General features: G+C 40.6%; 18 protein-coding genes and 1 tRNA gene. 14 read left to right on the forward strand and 5 right to left on the reverse strand.

Features of this window, described 5'->3' with window-relative positions; genetic code table 11:
• Positions 1–17 precede the first annotated feature (17 nt).
• From JOC76_RS25260 to tsaD, 5 genes are all read left to right on the forward strand, one after another.
• A tRNA-Asp gene (locus JOC76_RS25260) sits at positions 18–94 on the forward strand.
• A 151-nt stretch (positions 95–245) separates the two neighbouring features.
• Positions 246–698, forward strand: a complete 453-nt coding sequence (tsaE, locus tag JOC76_RS25265; RefSeq protein WP_205181615.1) for a tRNA (adenosine(37)-N6)-threonylcarbamoyltransferase complex ATPase subunit type 1 TsaE — start codon at positions 246–248, stop codon at positions 696–698.
• Positions 699–1397, forward strand: a complete 699-nt coding sequence (gene tsaB, locus JOC76_RS25270) for a tRNA (adenosine(37)-N6)-threonylcarbamoyltransferase complex dimerization subunit type 1 TsaB (protein ID WP_205181578.1) — start codon at positions 699–701, stop codon at positions 1395–1397.
• Positions 1398–1418: 21 nt separating this feature from the next.
• On the forward strand, positions 1419–1868 hold the full coding sequence (rimI, locus tag JOC76_RS25275) for a ribosomal protein S18-alanine N-acetyltransferase (RefSeq protein ID WP_205181579.1): 450 nt from the start codon (positions 1419–1421) through the stop codon (positions 1866–1868).
• On the forward strand, positions 1865–2890 hold the full coding sequence (gene tsaD, locus JOC76_RS25280; RefSeq protein ID WP_205181580.1) for a tRNA (adenosine(37)-N6)-threonylcarbamoyltransferase complex transferase subunit TsaD: 1026 nt from the start codon (positions 1865–1867) through the stop codon (positions 2888–2890). The genes rimI and tsaD overlap by 4 nt, the downstream gene beginning before the upstream one ends.
• 330 nt (positions 2891–3220) lie before the next feature.
• Here tsaD and JOC76_RS25285 read toward each other — a convergent pair whose 3' ends face one another.
• Positions 3221–5137, reverse strand: a complete 1917-nt coding sequence (locus JOC76_RS25285) for an ABC-F family ATP-binding cassette domain-containing protein (protein ID WP_205181581.1) — start codon at positions 5135–5137, stop codon at positions 3221–3223.
• A 786-nt stretch (positions 5138–5923) separates the two neighbouring features.
• On the opposite strand from JOC76_RS25285, the gene moaC reads away from it, so the two are divergent.
• From moaC to JOC76_RS25315, 6 genes are all read left to right on the forward strand, one after another.
• Complete coding sequence (gene moaC / locus JOC76_RS25290) at positions 5924–6421, forward strand: cyclic pyranopterin monophosphate synthase MoaC (RefSeq protein WP_205181582.1); 498 nt, start codon at positions 5924–5926, stop codon at positions 6419–6421.
• A gap of 31 nt (positions 6422–6452) precedes the next feature.
• Complete coding sequence (locus JOC76_RS25295) at positions 6453–7106, forward strand: redox-sensing transcriptional repressor Rex (RefSeq protein ID WP_205181616.1); 654 nt, start codon at positions 6453–6455, stop codon at positions 7104–7106.
• 106 nt (positions 7107–7212) lie between these two features.
• Positions 7213–7836, forward strand: coding sequence for a YhbD family protein (locus JOC76_RS25300; RefSeq protein WP_205181583.1), 624 nt, complete (start codon positions 7213–7215; stop codon positions 7834–7836).
• 12 nt (positions 7837–7848) lie between these two features.
• Positions 7849–8571, forward strand: coding sequence for a polymer-forming cytoskeletal protein (locus JOC76_RS25305; protein ID WP_205181584.1), 723 nt, complete (start codon positions 7849–7851; stop codon positions 8569–8571).
• A 16-nt stretch (positions 8572–8587) separates the two neighbouring features.
• Entirely contained in the window at positions 8588–9298 is a 711-nt protein-coding gene (locus JOC76_RS25310; RefSeq protein ID WP_205181585.1) for a cytoplasmic protein, read from the forward strand.
• Positions 9299–9311: 13 nt separating this feature from the next.
• Positions 9312–10823, forward strand: coding sequence for an MDR family MFS transporter (locus JOC76_RS25315; RefSeq protein ID WP_205181586.1), 1512 nt, complete (start codon positions 9312–9314; stop codon positions 10821–10823).
• A gap of 49 nt (positions 10824–10872) precedes the next feature.
• Here JOC76_RS25315 and JOC76_RS25320 read toward each other — a convergent pair whose 3' ends face one another.
• Both JOC76_RS25320 and JOC76_RS25325 read right to left on the reverse strand, forming a co-directional pair.
• Positions 10873–11073 (reverse strand): YdiK family protein, encoded by a 201-nt coding sequence (locus JOC76_RS25320; RefSeq protein WP_205181587.1) that lies wholly within the window; start codon positions 11071–11073, stop codon positions 10873–10875.
• The gene (locus JOC76_RS25325) at positions 11070–11792 is read right to left on the reverse strand and encodes a CPBP family intramembrane glutamic endopeptidase (RefSeq protein ID WP_205181588.1); all 723 of its coding nucleotides are present in this window, start codon (positions 11790–11792) and stop codon (positions 11070–11072) included. The genes JOC76_RS25320 and JOC76_RS25325 overlap by 4 nt, the downstream gene beginning before the upstream one ends.
• A 378-nt stretch (positions 11793–12170) precedes the next feature.
• On the opposite strand from JOC76_RS25325, the gene groES reads away from it, so the two are divergent.
• A complete protein-coding gene (groES, locus tag JOC76_RS25330) occupies positions 12171–12458 on the forward strand; it encodes a co-chaperone GroES (protein WP_205181617.1) in 288 nt (95 codons plus the stop codon).
• Between the two features lie 71 nt (positions 12459–12529).
• Positions 12530–14158, forward strand: coding sequence for a chaperonin GroEL (gene groL, locus JOC76_RS25335; protein WP_205181589.1), 1629 nt, complete (start codon positions 12530–12532; stop codon positions 14156–14158).
• 180 nt (positions 14159–14338) lie between these two features.
• Here groL and JOC76_RS25340 read toward each other — a convergent pair whose 3' ends face one another.
• Both JOC76_RS25340 and JOC76_RS25345 read right to left on the reverse strand, forming a co-directional pair.
• Positions 14339–14785, reverse strand: coding sequence for a site-specific integrase (locus JOC76_RS25340; protein ID WP_205181590.1), 447 nt, complete (start codon positions 14783–14785; stop codon positions 14339–14341).
• The gene (locus JOC76_RS25345) at positions 14772–15149 is read right to left on the reverse strand and encodes a site-specific integrase (RefSeq protein WP_205181591.1); all 378 of its coding nucleotides are present in this window, start codon (positions 15147–15149) and stop codon (positions 14772–14774) included. Before JOC76_RS25345 ends, JOC76_RS25340 begins: the two co-directional genes overlap by 14 nt.
• 401 nt (positions 15150–15550) lie before the next feature.
• Here JOC76_RS25345 and JOC76_RS30955 point away from each other — a divergent pair, with 401 nt between their 5' ends.
• Positions 15551–15673 (forward strand): hypothetical protein, encoded by a 123-nt coding sequence (locus JOC76_RS30955; RefSeq protein WP_372442007.1) that lies wholly within the window; start codon positions 15551–15553, stop codon positions 15671–15673.
• Positions 15674–15786 lie beyond the last annotated feature (113 nt).

Consider the following 15786-nt stretch of genomic DNA (forward strand, 5'->3'; position numbering starts at 1 on the left):
TCCTGTCCCCGCAATTTGGTCTGGTAGTTCAGTTGGTTAGAATGCCTGCCTGTCACGCAGGAGGTCGCGGGTTCGAGTCCCGTCCAGACCGCCATATTCTTAAAACTAGTCGAAACGGTGTTTCGTCTTTTTTTGTGTAAAAATTACATAAGTATCCATCCTTAGGAGCATCCTAAGGTTTTTTTTATACTTAAATAAGGGTAAAATGAAAGTAAAGAATCGTTATGGTAAAGTTAGGTGATTGGATGAAAGAATATGAATTAACTACATCAAATAATGGGGAAACTTCTCAGTTTGCTGAAAAACTCGCAGAACATCTACAGCCAGGGGACGTGATCGCACTTGAGGGAGACCTGGGTGCTGGAAAGACAACTTTTACAAAAGGTCTTGCCAAGGGATTAGGTGTAAAAAAAACAGTTAGTAGCCCTACTTTTACAATAATAAAAGAATATAAAGGAAAGCTCCCATTGTATCACATGGATGTATACAGAGTCCTTGATGCATATGAAGACCTAGGTTTTGACGAATACTTTGAGGGAGAAGGAGTTACAGTAGTCGAGTGGGCTCATTTAATTAAGGAACAGCTGCCAGAGGAACTGTTAACCATCTATTTATATCATCAAGGACAGGATCAGCGAAAAATGGTCTTAGTACCTAAAGGACAAAGATATGAGCAATTATGTAAGGAGATTTTTTAAATGACCATTTTAGCGATCGATACTTCTAACTATGTTTTAGGAGTAGCGCTGTTAGAGGAAAATCAAGTACTCGGTGAATATATTACGAACTTAAAGAAGAATCACTCTGTTCGAATTATGCCCGCAATCGAGACTTTAATGAGGGATTGTGGAAGGGCTCCTGCTGATTTAACGAAAATTGTCGTGGCAAAAGGGCCAGGATCCTACACAGGGGTGAGAATTGGGGTAACGATTGCCAAAACATTAGCCTGGACTTTAAACATTCCTCTTGTCGGCGTGTCTAGTCTTGAAATTTTAGCGGCAGGAACAGGACGATACTTCAATGGTTATGTATCACCACTATTTGATGCTAGAAGAGGACAAGTATATACCGCTTTATATCAGTTTCAGAACGGTGAGGTAAAAGCCATCAAACAAGATCAGTTAATTATGTTAGCTGATTGGGTCGTGGAACTGCAAAAAATCGACAAATCTATTCTTTTTGTTGGAAATGATTTACCGATTCATCAGGTTAAAATAGAAGAATTTTTAGGAGCAAAAGCCATATTTGCCAGTGTAACAGAGCATAATCCTCGACCAGCAGAGCTGGCTGCTTTAGGTCAGGAAAAACCAGGGGAAGACGTACATTCCTTTGTACCCAATTATATTCGCTTAGCTGAGGCTGAAGCGAAATGGCTGGAGGCAAATGGGAAAATATAAAATGGATAGGAATAAAGACATATGGTAGATTCTTTTGTTTTTCGTTATATGAGGGAAGAGGATATTGACCAAGTATTAGAAGTTGAACATGCCTCCTTTACCACGCCATGGAGTCGAGAGGCTTTTTATAATGAAATACACAATAATAAATTTGCCGTCTATATCGTGTTGGAGGAAGATAATAAGATTATTGGCTATTGCGGTACATGGATTGTGATTGATGAAGCCCATGTAACCAACATCGCCATCCTTCCGGAATATAGAGGGAAAAGACTAGGCGATGCATTGTTAAGTAAGCTCATATCGGTAGCACGTGAAATGGGGGCAAGGAGTATGACACTCGAGGTTCGTGTCACTAATCATGTTGCCCAGTCTCTATATAGGAAGTTTGGTTTTCAAAACGGTGGAATCCGTAAAAATTATTATTCCGATAATCAGGAAGATGCACTAATTATGTGGGTGAACTTATGAAAAAAGATATATATATACTAGGAATGGAAACAAGCTGTGATGAAACGGCTGTTGCGATTATTAAAAATGGCCGTGAAATTGCGGCAAATGTGGTGGCTTCTCAGATTGAGAGTCATAAACGGTTTGGCGGGGTTGTGCCGGAAATTGCCTCCCGTCATCATGTTGAACAAATTACCATCGTAGTTGAAGAGGCATTGCGTCAGGCTCATCTTACCTTTGCGGAAATAGATGCTATCGCCGTTACAGAGGGTCCAGGGTTAGTGGGTGCTTTGTTGATTGGTGTAAATGCAGCGAAAGCACTAGCTTTTGCCCATAATAAGCCGCTTGTCCCTGTGCACCATATTGCAGGACATATTTATGCAAATAGACTTGTGACAGAATTGAAATTTCCACTTCTTGCCCTCGTCGTCTCAGGTGGTCACACAGAGCTTGTTTATATGAAAGAGCATGGTCATTTTGAAGTGATTGGCGAAACACGGGATGATGCCGCAGGAGAAGCCTACGATAAGGTTGCAAGAACGTTGAACATGCCATACCCAGGAGGTCCGCATATTGACCGTCTAGCACATGAAGGGAGCCCAACCATTGATTTACCAAGGGCGTGGCTAGAGGAAGGGTCGTATGACTTTAGTTTTAGCGGCTTAAAGTCAGCCGTTATTAACACCGTTCACAACGCTGAGCAGCGCGGTGAGGTCATTACACCTGAGGATCTGGCTGCAAGCTTTCAGGAGAGTGTGATTGAAGTCCTTGTGAAAAAGACGGAGAGGGCCGTAGGCGAATATGACGTTAAACAGCTATTAGTAGCTGGCGGCGTGGCAGCCAATAAAGGACTAAGAAGTGCTTTAGAGGAGACGTTCGCAAAACATCCAGAAGTGGAATTAGTGATTCCCCCATTATCATTATGTACAGACAATGCGGCAATGATTGCCGCTGCCGGTAGCGTGATGTACGAAAAAGGAATCAGAGCTGGATTGAATCTGAATGCCAACCCTGGTCTTGATATTGAATTATATAACGAGTAGTCCTTCTGTTTAAGAAGGGCTATTTTTTTTCCTCGAAAATTGTCTAGCTCCAGGCGCCATCGGCTCGTCTTGTGCTTGTCACCGATATCTAAGCGCCTTGCACTTTTCGTGCCTGTGGATAAAAAATTCAGAAAAGTAAATAAAGTATTCACAATTTGTGGATAGTTATCCACATTCTGTTGATAATGTGGATAAATGAAGGTTTTATTGTGGATAATGTGGAAAACTACAATAAACATTTAAGGAAATACCATCTAAAATGTGCGTAACCTTGTGGACAACTGAAATTCTGTCAAAATAAAAACCGGGCATTTTCGCCCGGTTTCGTCATTATTCTGCAAGTGCAGACCACTCTTCCATTAATTGTTCAAGTTCTGATTTGGCCTTTTCACTTTTTACATTAATCTCTAATACCTTTTCATGATCCTGAAAAACATTTGGATCACATAACTGCTGTTCAAATTCTTGGATTTGCTCCTCGAGTTCCTCAATACGGAGCTCCACCTCTTCTAGTCTTCTTTTTCGCTGCCGTTCTAATTTTTTGCTTTCTTTATCCTGTTGATAACTATTTTTCTCTAGCTCCTGTTCAGCCGTTTTCTTAACAGAAGCCGCTTGAGCTAGAGCTGCGAGTTCTTCCTGTTCGAGTTTCTTTTCTACGTAATAATCATAATCACCCAAGTATTCTAAGCTGCCTTTAGGGCTCAGTTCCAACACCTTGGTCGCGATGCGGTTAATAAAATATCGATCATGTGACACAAATAGAATGGTTCCAGGATAGTCAATTAAAGCATTCTCCAGTACTTCTTTGCTGTCGAGATCAAGGTGGTTGGTTGGCTCGTCCAATATCAGCAAATTGGCTTTTTCTAACATGAGCTTGGCAAGGGCTAATCGTGCCTTTTCACCACCACTTAGAGTAGAGACGATTTTCAACACATCGTCACCTGAAAATAGAAAGTTCCCTAAAACTGTACGTATTTCTTTTTCAGGTTTTAAAGGGTATTCATCCCAGAGTTCATTTAACACGCGCTTATTGGAGGTTAACTCTGCCTGTTCTTGGTCATAATAACCAATTTGAAGATTGGTTCCATAGCGGATGTCTCCACCCAGTGCAGGCAGTTTTTTGATGATCGTTTTGAGGAGTGTCGATTTCCCAATTCCATTTGGTCCGACTAGTGCAATGCTTTCCCCTTTATAGGCCCGAAACGAGATGTCCTCGGAGATCTTTTTACCTTCATAGCCTACCGTTAATGACTCGACTGACAATACATCATTCCCGCTTTGTCTTTCAATTTCAAAGGAGAATGTGGCTGATTTCTCGTCCCCAAGTGGGCGGTCCATTAACTCCATCTTTTCAAGTTTTTTGCGGCGGCTTTGGGCCCGTTTTGTTGTAGAAGCCCTGGCAAGATTTCGCTGAATGAAATCTTGTAAATCGGCAACCTCCTGCTGTTGCTTTTCATAGAGCTTCATGTCGCGCTCATAATTGGCCGCTTTTAGTTCAAGATAGGCACTATAGTTGCCCGTAAAGCGCTGGATTTGTCTCCTTGATACCTCATAGACTTGTGTGACAACTTTATCTAAGAAATAACGGTCATGGGAAACAATCAAAATTGCTCCAGAATAGCCTTGTAAATATTGTTCCAGCCAGGAAAGGGTATCAATGTCGAGATGGTTGGTCGGCTCATCCAATATTAAAATGTCAGGTTTCGTTAATAATAGTTTCCCAAGGGCCAGCCGGGTTTTTTGTCCCCCACTCAAGCTTGCGATCATTAGGGCTTGATTGTGAAAGTTTAATCCATAAAGGACAGACCGGATATCGGCTTCATATTGATAACCGCCTTGCTCCTTAAATTTTACCTGAAGCTGATCATACTCTTTTAAAATGCGCTCGTATTTACCGGTGTCATCCAGTATAGTGGGGTCGGACATCTGCACTTCGAGTTGTCGCAGCGATTTTTCCATGGCTTGAAGTGGTTTAAAGACAGTTAACATTTCATCCCAAATCGACAGGTTGGATTCAAGACCCGTATTTTGCGCTAAATAGCCAATAGTTACATCTTTCGGTTTAATAATTTCGCCGCCATCATGGGATAAGTGGCCGGCTATAATCTTTAATAACGTTGATTTCCCGGCACCATTACGACCGACGAGGGCCACTCGGTCACGGGTTTGTAATTCTAGCTTTATATTCGATAAAATAAGGTCAGCACCATAATATTTTTGCAGTTGATTTACTTGCAGTAAAATCATTTATTTTCACCTCTATTAACAACCAAACGTTAATCCTTTAATAGTAATTCATTCTTTTTTTAAATATAGGCTCTGTTATTATTCATTGTTGATTTTCGTGTGGGTATGAGAATTCATAGGCGGAGAATTTCCGGCTAATGTATATAGAGACAGTTTAAGAAGCTAATATAGGCGGAGATATTCCGTTTAACTGTTCTAAATAAGACGAAATCCAAAGGTTTGGATCATATAAACGGAAAAACTCCCTTTATTTTTAAGGAAATATTGGTATTTCCCAATTTAAACGGAATTTTCCCGTTTATTTTCAAACATAGTGAAATCAACATTAAGTTATAACAGGGCCTAATTTTGGCTTCGAGAATTGTCTAGCTTCAGGCCAAAAGCTTATCCAGTTACGGCTCCTTAGGACTCGAGTCATAATCTGCCCCCTGAAGAAGGTAAAAAGCTCCTTCTTACAGTGGTCATCTTAGCCTAAAGTCCCAGAACAGTCGCCTCTATTTTAGATCAATACGTGCAAAAGGTTAAAAGCCACAAGCTTTCGGCCGGCTCGTCTTGTGCTTGTCGCCGAAATCTAGGCGCCTTGCGTTTTTCTTATAGTGAAATCTTTCACTAATTATTACGGGCAAGTATGCCCATAGTATATAATTAGTGTACCGTATATGCTGATTGTCGGCAATAAACGGAGGTTTGATGGGACTTTTTTCAAGAAAAATAGTAGAAAGCTCAAAGTTTCACACACATAGTGTTAAAAATAGTGTATTATTTTTTTGTAGGAGGATTTTTTTTATGGCAGAATTTACACACTTTAATGAAGAAGGCAGAGCTAAAATGGTGGATGTCAGTGACAAACCTGAAACAGTGCGTACAGCTCTTGCTCATTCTAGTATTACGGTCAGTGAAGAAATATATTTAAAAATAACCAACCATGAAATGAAAAAAGGCGATGTGCTGGCTGTTGCTCAGGTTGCTGCTGTTATGGCTGCCAAAAAAACATGGGATATCATTCCAATGTGTCATCCGCTTCCATTAACAGGGGTCAATATCACTTTCTCATGGGAACAGGGACACAATAAGACCTACCAACTGCATATTGCCGCAGCCGTTAAAACAAAAGGGAGTACAGGTGTTGAAATGGAAGCGCTAACAGCCTCTTCTGCTTGTGCATTAACCGTTTATGATATGTGCAAAGCTGTAGATAAAGGGATGATCATTGGACCGACCTATTTAGTAGAAAAAACAGGCGGCAAAAATGGTGATTTTATAAGGACAGAACTAGTAAAATAAACTTATTAAATATGAATGGAGTGTGGAGATGATGGGTAATGAAACGATGAAGATACCACAGGCGACAGCCAAACGGCTGCCCCTCTATTATCGATTTTTAAAAAATCTGCATACATCCGGTAAACAAAGGGTTTCATCTGCGGAACTAAGCGAAGCGGTAAAGGTAGACAGTGCTACAATTCGCAGAGATTTTTCCTATTTTGGTGCATTAGGAAAGAAAGGCTACGGTTATAATGTGAATTACCTGTTAACCTTTTTCCAAAAGGCACTCGACCAAGATGAATTGACGAAGGTTGCCTTAATTGGTGTTGGTAATCTCGGTACTGCCTTTTTAAATTACAATTTTTTAAAAAATAACAATACCAAAATAGAGGTTGCCTTTGATGTTGATCTGGCTAAAATGGGTACGAAAATCCGTGAAGTGCCGGTTTACCACATGGATGATTTAGAAAAAGTACTTTTAGACCAGAATATATCGGTTGTTATTCTTACGGTCCCAGCACCTGTCGCACAGGTTATAACTGACAGGCTTGCTAATGCAGAAGTAAAAGGAATATTAAATTTTACACCGGCCCGATTAAATGTTCCCCCTTCCATTCGAGTACATCATATTGATTTAGCAGTAGAACTGCAATCTTTGGTTTATTTCTTAAAACATTATCCAACAGTGGAAATAGACGAATAAAGGATGAAAGGTGTTTCACTTTCCAGTAATAAGTGAAACGCTTTTTTTTTGACTTTACAACGTAACAGTGTTATGTTACATTGATAGCAGAAAGGGGTTATTTAACATGAGTGACGAGTTAATTTCCAAAAAAGAGCTGCTGGACCTTGCGGGAATTTCGTACGGACAGCTGTATCGGTGGAAGCGGAAGGATCTCATTCCTGAAGACTGGTTTATCCGTAAATCCACCTTTACGGGTCAGGAAACCTTTTTTCCAAAAGAGAAAATCTTAGAACGGATTCATAAAATTCAGATGATGAAGGAAAATTTGTCTCTAGATGAACTAGCCGATATGTTTTCTCCAAATATTAGTGATTTAAAGCTAGAAAAGGATGAATTAATAAAACGTAACATTGTTTCGGATTCGGTGATGAAGATATATATGGAAATCGATAAAGGCAGCAATGAGTTTACTTTTTCAAGAATGTTAGAGGTTTATGTATTAGAGAAACTTTTGCATTCAGGTGAAATAAATTTAGATGAAGGAAAAATGCTACTTCAGGTTTTACATGATCATGCGCAGCTAATTAAACAGAATAAATGTGAATTGGTGATAACAAGAAAGCTTGGCGTGTCCTCCTGTCTGCTCCTTATGAATCCAGAAACATTTCTCTTTGATAAGGGCACAAAGGTAGTTACAGATTTATCACTATTAGCCTGTATGGAAGAAATAAAGGCGAAATTATTATAGAGGAGAATGACAATGGAAACGACGCGAAGGGGAGACCTGATTATTAATGGTTTAGGTTCATCAAATGGCGGTCAATTTCACTTAGTAACGTTAAATGGGAATGGTTCGATAAATAGTGACATCGAATGCGATGAATTAGAGTGCAATGGCACAGGGACCTTGAAGGGAAACGTGGCTGCCACAAGTACAAAGGTTAGCGGAATTTTCCGCTTTCATGGAAATATAGAGGGCGAGAAGTTAAAAGTCGATGGGACGATTAAGATTAAACAAAATCTATCCGTGAAATCACTAAAGATCTCCGGCAAAGCCCATGTTGAGGGAAGAGTGAAAGCTGATGAGGTGAACCTTCACGGTATTTTCACAGTAGGTGAGGACTGTGAAGCAGAGAATTTCAAAGGGAAATACCGATTTACCATTGGTGGACTCTTGAATGCCGAACAAATCGATGTGGAGATTTATGGTGATTGTAAAGCAAAAGAAATTGGTGGAGAGACCATTACAGTTAAGCCTCATAAAGGTTCATTTATCGGGACTCTATTGAAACCATTTTATAAAACGCAATTAGTAACAGATGTAATCGAGGGTAATCAAATTGTATTAGAAAATACGGTGGCAAAGATTGTTCGAGGTCACAAGGTTAAGATTGGCCCCAATTGTCATATTGGTGTAGTCGAATATACGGATGAGTTTTCGCAAGATAAAAACTCTATAGTAGGCGATATTCAGAAGATATAGGGGAGGGGAGCGAGCAATGGGCAAAGGTCAAAATTTAATTATTAATGGTTCAGGAAGTTACCCAGGCGGCATATATGATAAAGTCAGCATCCGTGGTGAAGGAACGATTGTAAATGACGTGGAAAGTTCTGTCTTCCATGTTTATGGCACCAGCGAGGCTCGCGAGAATGTCAAAACAGGCTCGGTCAAAATCATGGGTGAAGCGGATGTAAAAGGAGATCTAGCGGCAGCCGAAACACTTGTCATGGGAACCATGATGGTAGGCAGAAATGCTAGTTTGAAAAAGATAAAGATATTAGGGCTGCTCGAAGTGGGCGGAAAGCTTAGTGGCGATGCAGCGACGATTAAAGGAAGTATATCGGTTAAAGGTGATGTGGAATATGAAACCTTTGATTCGAGCGGTGGTTTTGATATTAAAGGGCTGCTAACGGCAGACAAAGTAAAAATTGCGCTCCGATTTGGGCAAAGCTCAGCTGAAGAAATTGGTGGCGGACAAATTATCGTCAAAAGAAAGAAAAATTCGATTCTTCCGTTTGGAAAAGAGGAAGGGACGCTGACAGCCAAAGTGATTGAAGGGGATGATATTTATTTAGAGAATACAACCGCGGAAGTTGTTCGTGGAAATACTGTGAAAATAGGCCCTGGCTGTCAGATTGGCTTAATAGAGTATACAACAGAGTTAAAAGATGACTCATCTTCTACCATCAAAACGAAAACAAAAGTGTAACGGGGGAATGGGGATGGAAGCAAGGGAAAGTAAGTTAGGATTGGTTGTTGCGGGTTTATTATTGGGGATTCTAATGGCTTCAATGGATAATACGATTGTGGTAACCGCCATGGGAACCATCGTTGGCGATCTTGGCGGTCTGGAGAGCTTTGTCTGGGTAGTTTCGGCGTATATGGTAGCGGAGATGGCGGGGATGCCGATTTTCGGAAAGCTATCCGATATGTATGGGCGGAAACGGTTCTTCGTCTTTGGGCTGATTTTATTTATGGTGGGTTCAGCCCTATGCGGGACTGCCGAAACAATTACCCAATTAAGTATCTACCGGGCGATTCAAGGCATTGGCGGCGGAGCTTTAGTGCCGATTGCCTTTACCATCATGTTCGATTTATTTCCACTTGAAAGGCGTGGGAAAATGGGCGGTTTGTTCGGTGCTGTCTTTGGATTGTCGAGTATCTTTGGTCCACTTTTAGGAGCCTATATTACCGACCATATCAACTGGCACTGGATTTTTTATATTAATTTGCCGCTAGGAATTCTATCTTTAGTGTTTGTATTAATGGCGTACAAAGAATCACCGGTTCACCAAAAGCAGATTATCGATTGGTGGGGAGCCGTAACGTTAATTGGAGCCGTTGTTTGTTTGATGTTTGCCCTAGAACTGGGCGGGCAGAAGTATGATTGGAATTCTAGTATCATCTTAAGCTTATTTGGCGGATTTGCTGTATTATTTGTCATCTTCCTCTATGTTGAGACGAAAGCGAAGGATCCGATCATTTCTTTTGCGATGTTTAAGAACCGTTTGTTTGCTGGGAGTACGTTAGTCAGCTTGTTTTACGGCGCAGCCTTTATGGCGGCTACGGTGTATATTCCTATTTTTGTGCAAGGGGTCTATGGTGGAACAGCTACCAATTCAGGGCTGATATTATTGCCAATGATGCTGGGTTCAGTGGTAACGGCTCAAGCAGGGGGATTCTTGACGACGAAAACGAGTTATCGAAACATCATGTTTTTGTCTGGTGTCATCTTAATGATTGGCTTTTTGCTGTTAAGCAGTATTTCTCCTGATACCAGTAGGGCCTTGTTGACCGTGTATATGATTGTGATTGGCTTAGGAGTAGGTTTCTCCTTCTCTGTTTTAAGTATGGCGGCCATCCACCCGTTTGGAATGGAGCAGCGGGGATCAGCTACTTCGACAAGTAACTTTATTCGGTCGCTTGGAATGACCATCGGGATCACGATTTTTGGTACCATCCAAAGAAGTGATCTGAAAGAGGGGCTGAGTGATGCCTTTTCCGGATTGGGAGCGATGCAGGGGCAACCGTTTGGCGATTCACGGTCATTATTATCGGAAGGAGCAAGACACCAGATTCCGCCGCAAATCTTAGACAAAATCACAGATGCCCTATCAAGCTCCATCGTTCACACCTTCACCTGGGCACTAGTCCCAGCTGGCATCTCATTCCTCTTCATCTTCATCCTCGGCAAAGACCGGCTTAGAATACACAAAGAAGCACCCTCAAAATAAGAGAAAAGGTGACAGGTACCGTGTTTCACACGGTGCCTGTCACCTTTTCTTACCTTTTTACTTTATTCTTATACTTTAGATGAAATAGGATCATTTTGAGGCCGGAGCCAAAGTCGAATGTAGCTAGGAGAACAAGCAGGTAGCTGAAGATGCTCCAGCCATGTGTTTGGACATGGTCGATGGCAAAGTAGGTGAACAGCCCGCCTAGCAGAAGGTAGATAAAGCCGGAAAACAAGGGTGAACGTCTCATAGAAAGCCTCCGATAAAGTTTTGAACCGCTTCTGCCTCGCGTCTTAGCCGGTCTATATCATCTTTATAAACGTATTGAACCAACACAACCATTGTATTCATCGATACATGAGCAAAAATAGGAACAATGATCCGATTGGTTTTGACATATAAAAAGGCAAACGTAAAGCCCATTGCTGAATAAAGCAAAATATGTACGGGCTCCATATGGGCTAATGCAAAGACGACCGAACTAATTAATGCTGAGATAAAAAAGTTAAATCGTTTGTAGAGTGCACCAAAGATAATTTTACGAAAGACGATTTCTTCAAGAATGGGACCAATAATGCTCGTAACAATAATCGCGAGCGGCATGATTTCAATGATTTTTAGGATATCTTGAGTGTTCTCTGACCCCATTTTCACCCCTAAAAGGCTCTCAATCATGGCTGCTGCATACTGCGCAAATAGAGCTAAAAATATCCCTAGAACAGCCCAAATAGCCGAATAACCAAAAGGACTTCCTCTCTCGTCTAGGCGCCTCGTATTCATTTCTTTCCGTAAAATAATAAGGATGATGATTAAAGCAATCGAGAAACTACCGATCAGATAAATAGGAACAGCCAGTTTCTGACTAATATCGAAATGCTTAAAGCCATAAAGTAAGATGGGAAGTCCCACAAGACTTGAAAGCTGCATAGCAATATAAATAATAATGACCCACCAATATTCCTTTTTCAAATGACAATCTCCTTTAAATACAGTTATAGGATGGAACAAGAATCTAAGATTTTAAACGGGTCTTAAAGCACTAATATTTATTTTACTCTTAAAGCTGTAATTGTTTCAATTTAGACGTACTTTTCAAGAAATTTGCTTGGACAGCCCTTTTACCAGAAGAAAAAAGCAAAGCGAAAAATCTTTAAAAAAAGAGGTATAGAATGTCTGCAAATTCACATACTTTATAAGGTTGTCAGTAGAAAATTTCTTTGTAAAAATTTATGCGTCATACTTGCAAAAAAAATTCAGATTCATTATTATAATAATTGTGTTAGCACTCATTAGAGAAGAGTGCTAATAATGACAAAACTACATATCTATTTGAGGAGGTTGTTTGAATTGTTAAGACCATTAGGTGATCGTATTATTATTGAGCTTGTCGAGTCAGAAGAAAAAACTGCAAGCGGTATCGTATTACCAGATTCAGCGAAAGAAAAGCCTCAGGAAGGAAAAGTTGTTGCCGTTGGTACTGGCCGTGTTCTTGAAAACGGTGAGCGTGTAGCACTTGATGTGGCTGAAGGCGATCGTATTATCTTCTCAAAATACGCTGGTACTGAAGTGAAATACCAGGGTGTTGAATACTTAATTCTACGTGAAAACGACATTCTTGCTATTGTTGGCGAGTAAATAAAAGCGTATTGGCGCTAAGGTTTTAAAAAATAGATTCAGAGTAAAAAATACGAGGAGGTTTTTTTACAATGGCTAAAGAAATTATGTTTAGTGAAGATGCACGCCGCGCAATGCTTCGTGGTGTTGATGCTCTAGCAAATGCAGTAAAAGTGACTCTTGGACCTAAAGGACGCAATGTGGTTCTTGAGAAAAAATTTGGTTCTCCACTGATCACAAATGACGGTGTAACCATCGCAAAAGAAATTGAATTAGAAGATGCATTCGAAAACATGGGTGCTAAATTGGTTGCTGAAGTAGCAAGCAAAACAAACGATGTTGCCGGTGACGGTACAACAACTGCAACTGTTCTTGCACAAGCGATGATCCGCGAAGGTTTAAAGAACGTTACAGCTGGTGCAAACCCAATGGGTATCCGCAAAGGTATCGAGAAAGCTGTTGCTTCTGCTGTTGAAGAATTAAAAGCGATCTCTAAACCAATCGAAAACAAAGCTTCTATCGCACAGGTTGCGGCTATCTCTTCTGCTGATGAAGAAGTAGGTCAATTGATTGCTGAAGCAATGGAGCGCGTTGGTAACGACGGCGTTATCACAATCGAAGAGTCTAAAGGCTTCACAACTGAGTTAGATGTTGTTGAAGGTATGCAATTTGACCGTGGTTATGTTTCTGCCTACATGGTAACTAACACTGACAAAATGGAAGCTGTTTTAGACAATCCATATATCTTAATCACTGATAAGAAGATTTCTAGCATTCAAGAAATTCTTCCAGTATTAGAGCAAGTAGTACAACAAGGCAAGCCATTATTACTAGTTGCTGAAGATATCGAAGGTGAAGCATTATCTACATTAGTAGTGAACAAACTTCGCGGAACATTCAATGCTGTAGCTGTTAAAGCTCCTGGCTTTGGTGACCGTCGTAAAGCAATGCTTGAAGATATCGCTGCATTAACTGGCGGTGAAGTGATCACTGAAGAGCTTGGCCGTGACCTTAAATCTGCAACTATCAATTCTCTAGGCCGTGCTGCTAAGGTTGTTGTAACAAAGGAAAATACAACAATCGTAGAAGGTGCTGGCGCAACTGAAGATATCCAAGCTCGTGTAAACCAAATCCGTTCTCAATTAGAAGAAACTACTTCTGAATTTGACCGTGAAAAATTACAAGAGCGCCTAGCTAAATTAGCTGGCGGTGTAGCAGTAATCAAAGTTGGTGCTGCGACTGAAACGGAATTAAAAGAGCGTAAGCTTCGTATCGAAGACGCATTGAACTCAACTCGTGCGGCTGTTGAAGAAGGTATCGTATCCGGTGGTGGTGTGGCCCTTCTAAACGTATACAACAAAGTAGCTCAGCTACAAGCAGAAGGCGATATTGCAACTGGTATTAACATTGTTCTACGTGCAATGGAAGCACCAGTCCGCACAATTGCTGAGAACGCAGGTCTTGAAGGATCTGTTATCGTTGACCGCTTAAAGCGTGAAGAAGTTGGCACAGGGTTCAACGCTGCTAATGGCGAATGGGTAAACATGATCCAAGCTGGTATCGTTGACCCAACTAAGGTTACTCGTTCAGCTCTTCAAAACGCAGCATCTGTTGCAGCTATGTTCTTAACAACTGAAGCAGTTGTGGCTGATAAGCCAGAACCAGCTGGTCCTGCAATGCCTGACATGGGCGGCATGGGTGGAATGGGCGGCATGATGTAATCATCGCCCAAACCCCTTGATATATGAGGGTTTTATGTAAGAGGGGAGCGGAATGCTAACATCTTGCTAACATTTCTCTCCTAAAATTAGAGGTTTCTCATGAGTTGTACAAACTTGTGGGAAGCCTCTTTTTTCATTTCTTTCGTAACGTGTAGATAGACGTTCTTAGTTGTGTCGTCGTCACAGTGACCAAGCCGCTCCATAATCTCTTCTAAGCTTACCTTTGCTTCTGCTAACAACGATGTATGTGTGGCGCAAGGAGTGAGGCGTAAGCTCTGGGTTTAAGCCGGACAGCTTCAGCAGTCGCGCTATTCTGTTTTCGACGGTCTTGATGAAAATAGGATAGCCAGCTTGTTTCTCCTTCTTGGCGAAAATGAATCCTTCATCAAGGTATGCTTCACCATAGTACTCCTGCATTTTCTTCTGCGCTAGCATATGCTTTTTGAAAGCCGCAATGACCTCTTTATCTACTACAATGGCTCGTTTGGATTTCCTCGTCTTAGGCGGCACTAATTGATACTCCAGCGTGTTATTCGTAGGATTGTAATACGTTTTTGTGATGCTGATGGTTTGCTCATCAAAGTCGATGTCCTTCCACTTCAGAGCCACCAGTTCACCAGCACGCATCCCTGTATAGGAAAGGGTGAGAAAGATTAGATACTCTAAATCTTTTGAGCGCTGTTTGCAATAGTAAAGCTAGGTCCTCCTTTTCCATATACTTAGGGATCTCCTGTTCCTCTAATTCCTCAACAGTTTTTCTGTCTTTCTTCAGGTAAGCAAACTCCATTGGGTCATTTTTAATCAGCCTCATTTCAATGGCTTTCTTAAAAATCATTCTGCCAGTGCGATGTACGCCATCCAGAGTGTTGTCGGCATATCCCTTTTCTTTTAAGTCATTTATCCTGATACCGTTTTTCTCGAGATGGAAAGGAATTGTGCGATGTGTGCCTCTGTTAATACATCGGGCAGAGATTCCCAAGTTATACTTCAATTTTCCTTTTTCAAAACTACTTTCATTTCTTTTAAATTAATACCACTCGAAGCCCGAAATTGTGTTTACTTCTCAGTTTTACTTAGTCAGAGTATTCCTCCCTTAATTTTAAAATTTTCACAATTATTCTAAAATCTATATTGTAAAATGGTAAATTAACACATATAATCAAAAATGAGCATAAAACACCAAATTCACTCAAAAGTAATCTAAAACGGTCAAACGTCATATTTCAAATGAATTGGAAGAAAACGATTCAATGTACGGTATAGAAAGAAAGTCGGCCATACTAGAGTTACTAAACAAGAATGCTAGAGTAGATGTACAACAGCTAAGTTCAAAAAAAGAAAAGGGCTATTGCAAAGGAAGCGGCTAAGCTTATTAAGAACGGTAAAAGTATCTTGCTAGGTTCGGGTACGACAACTTATTATCTTGCTCAAGAACTAAGAAACTTTACGAGCTTACAGGTGGTTACCAATTCAATATTATGTGCCAACCAATTAAAGGATATATCTGGAATTTAGGGTTTATTATGAGGGAGTTTGGATGAAAGCGTTTTAAAAGACATCCACATCATTTTTAGGAGGTGATGCTTATAGAGTTGAAAAAATAATAGAAGAGATTTTAATCGTTTTAA

It is taken from the genome of Neobacillus cucumis, assembly GCF_016908975.1.
GTDB classification, from domain to species: Bacteria; Bacillota; Bacilli; order Bacillales; family Cytobacillaceae; genus Neobacillus; species Neobacillus cucumis.

Bases quoted from the DNA above. Each gene is read 5' to 3' on its own strand.
- tsaE (WP_205181615.1), top strand. From the start codon at position 246: ATGAAAGAATATGAATTAACTACATCAAATAATGGGGAAACTTCTCAG.
- tsaB (WP_205181578.1), top strand. From the start codon at position 699: ATGACCATTTTAGCGATCGATACTTCTAACTATGTTTTAGGAGTAGCG.
- rimI (WP_205181579.1), top strand. From the start codon at position 1,419: ATGGTAGATTCTTTTGTTTTTCGTTATATGAGGGAAGAGGATATTGAC.
- tsaD (WP_205181580.1), top strand. From the start codon at position 1,865: ATGAAAAAAGATATATATATACTAGGAATGGAAACAAGCTGTGATGAA.
- JOC76_RS25285 (WP_205181581.1), bottom strand. From the start codon at position 5,137: ATGATTTTACTGCAAGTAAATCAACTGCAAAAATATTATGGTGCTGAC.
- moaC (WP_205181582.1), top strand. From the start codon at position 5,924: ATGGCAGAATTTACACACTTTAATGAAGAAGGCAGAGCTAAAATGGTG.
- JOC76_RS25295 (WP_205181616.1), top strand. From the start codon at position 6,453: ATGGGTAATGAAACGATGAAGATACCACAGGCGACAGCCAAACGGCTG.
- JOC76_RS25300 (WP_205181583.1), top strand. From the start codon at position 7,213: ATGAGTGACGAGTTAATTTCCAAAAAAGAGCTGCTGGACCTTGCGGGA.
- JOC76_RS25305 (WP_205181584.1), top strand. From the start codon at position 7,849: ATGGAAACGACGCGAAGGGGAGACCTGATTATTAATGGTTTAGGTTCA.
- JOC76_RS25310 (WP_205181585.1), top strand. From the start codon at position 8,588: ATGGGCAAAGGTCAAAATTTAATTATTAATGGTTCAGGAAGTTACCCA.
- JOC76_RS25315 (WP_205181586.1), top strand. From the start codon at position 9,312: ATGGAAGCAAGGGAAAGTAAGTTAGGATTGGTTGTTGCGGGTTTATTA.
- JOC76_RS25320 (WP_205181587.1), bottom strand. From the start codon at position 11,073: ATGAGACGTTCACCCTTGTTTTCCGGCTTTATCTACCTTCTGCTAGGC.
- groL (WP_205181589.1), top strand. From the start codon at position 12,530: ATGGCTAAAGAAATTATGTTTAGTGAAGATGCACGCCGCGCAATGCTT.
- JOC76_RS25340 (WP_205181590.1), bottom strand. From the start codon at position 14,785: ATGCGTGCTGGTGAACTGGTGGCTCTGAAGTGGAAGGACATCGACTTT.